We start from the raw sequence: 2148 nt of genomic DNA, 5'->3' as shown, positions 1-2148 counted from the left end.
CTTGTGTTGGCGCGAGGCCTCAGCGAACAGGTCGAACTTCAGGGCGCTACGGGGAGTGATCATGGCAAAGGATGGAGCACGCGTTCTCGATCAACAAGGGACCGGATGGGTTTTGAGAGGTTCCCTTTTGACTCTGCGATAAGGCCCTCCACGATCTATGCACCTTGCATCTGGGGCTTTGCGGCGCCGATGGCTCAGGCTTTTACCGTTTGCGGGCGTACCTTCACCTTGCAAGTGACGGGCTGAAGAGTGCATCCATACCTCGATTCAGGAATAAGGCCGAGTGCTTAATGTTGTAGCAGGAGACAATCATCGGCATCCTCATCGTGGCGCTCTTGTCCCCTGGGTAGTGATGCCGGTGAGCACATGTTCAACTTGGTCCGCTTCTTTATGATGAGCTGGTTGCGCTTCTTTTGGCACTCGCTCAAGAACTGGCTTGGCTGCACACGGTGCTGCTTCGCGTCCAATACTCCCAGCAATTTCAGCATCTGACATCTTTACCGGCTCCGTTAAGCCTTGTCCGCATGTACTGCCTGTCCGGTGTGGTTGGCCTGCAACCCGCTACCCGAACCAAGGCAATATAGAAAAATCCGCGCAACCGAGAGGAAGCGCGATGCGCAAGAGCAGATTCACAGACGAGCAAGTCATCGGGGAACCTCTCAAAACCCCACCACTCCACCCTGAGCCCTTCGCTCCTGTCTTGCCCCCGCATGATCACCCCCCGCAGCGCCCTGAAGTTCGACCTGTTCGCCGAAGCCTCGCGCAAGCGCAAGATCGACCAGGCGGGCGACCCGCTGCAGACCATCGCCCAGTACATCGACTTCGCCGAACTGGCTGCGTTGGTTGACGCTCTGGTGGCTCGAGGCGATGTCCGCAAGGGCGGACGCCCCGCCTACCCGACCGAAGTGATGGTGCGCGTGCTGGTCTTGAAGCGCTTGTAAAACCTCTCGGACGAGCAGATGGAATACCAACTGTTGGACCGCATGAGCTACCAGCGCTTTTGCCTGCTGCAGGACGCCATGAACATCCCGGACCGCAACACCCTCTGGCGCTTCGCCCAGCGCATCGGTGTGGACGGCGCCACTGCCTTGTTCCAGGGCGTGGATACCCAGTAGCAACGCCATGGCTACATCGCCCGGGGTGGACAGGCCATTGATGCGACCCTGGTGCCAGCCCCGCGCCAGCACATCGGCAAGCAATACAGGGAGCGCTTGGCCCAAGGCAAGGAGCCTGATTGGATTGCAGCCAAGCGCAGGCAAAAGGACCTGGACGCCACCCACACGAAGAAACACGGCAAGAGCCACTACGGCTACAAGCTCAGCGTGAGCGTGGACATCAAGCACCGCTTCATCCGCAAGATCGCCACCGGCACGGCAAGCGAACACGATGGGCACCACTTCGACGAAGTGCTGGACGAAGACAACACCGGACGGGATGTGTACGCCGACAAGGCCTACCCGTCCAAGCGCAGACGGGAAATGCTCAAGGCATTGGGCTGGCGCGATGGCATGCAGCGCAGGGCAGGCAAAGACAAACCCTTGAGCGAATGCCAAAAGCGGCGCAACCGCAAGATCGCCAGCAAGCGTGCCAAGGTCGAACACGTGTTCGCCGGCATACGGCACCTTGGGGGGGCAAGTTCATCCGCACCATAGGGCAGGCGCGGGCGGATGTGGCGATGACGATGATGGCGGCCTGCTACAACATCAAGCGGCTGGAGATGTTCCTGCACAAGGGCGTGGACCCGTTCTACAAACACGCCCATGCATAGGCGCGAGGCCCCGAAACAGGGCATCCAGGCGCCAAGGTCCCGGTGTGGGGGCGACGAATGCGACCCCGGGCGGTCCGCATCAACCATCTTGCATGGCCTTGCAGCACGAGAAAGCAGGGCTGGATCAGGTCGCATCGCGCCGACAGTGGCGTTTGTTCGCCTGTTGGCTGAAAGTCGGGGTATTGAGAGGTTCCCTATAGGGGCAGGTCAGTGGTTTGTCTACCGGACCGGGGGCTGTTTAGTTCGTGAATGTGTTGGAGGCCGGAGTGAGGGGAGGGGTTTGATGACAATTTTTTGTCATCTTTCTCCTACGGGGGTGAGGAAAGTGGTCTATACTTGCGGGCTTGGCAGGTGAGACGGATGACTGAGTTGTTCGGAGA

1 pseudogene is annotated in these 2148 nt (G+C 59.6%); it reads left to right on the top strand.

Annotation, left to right across the window (positions count from 1 at the left end):
• Positions 1 to 713: 713 nt before the first annotated feature.
• Positions 714 to 1768, top strand: a pseudogene (locus tag AVAK2825_RS24595) (IS5 family transposase).
• Positions 1769 to 2148 lie beyond the last annotated feature (380 nt).

The sequence above is a fragment of the Acidovorax sp. SUPP2825 genome (genome assembly GCF_030158995.1).
In the GTDB taxonomy this organism is placed as follows: Bacteria; Pseudomonadota; Gammaproteobacteria; order Burkholderiales; family Burkholderiaceae_C; genus Paracidovorax.
This window is presented reverse-complemented; position numbering and strand designations above follow the sequence as displayed.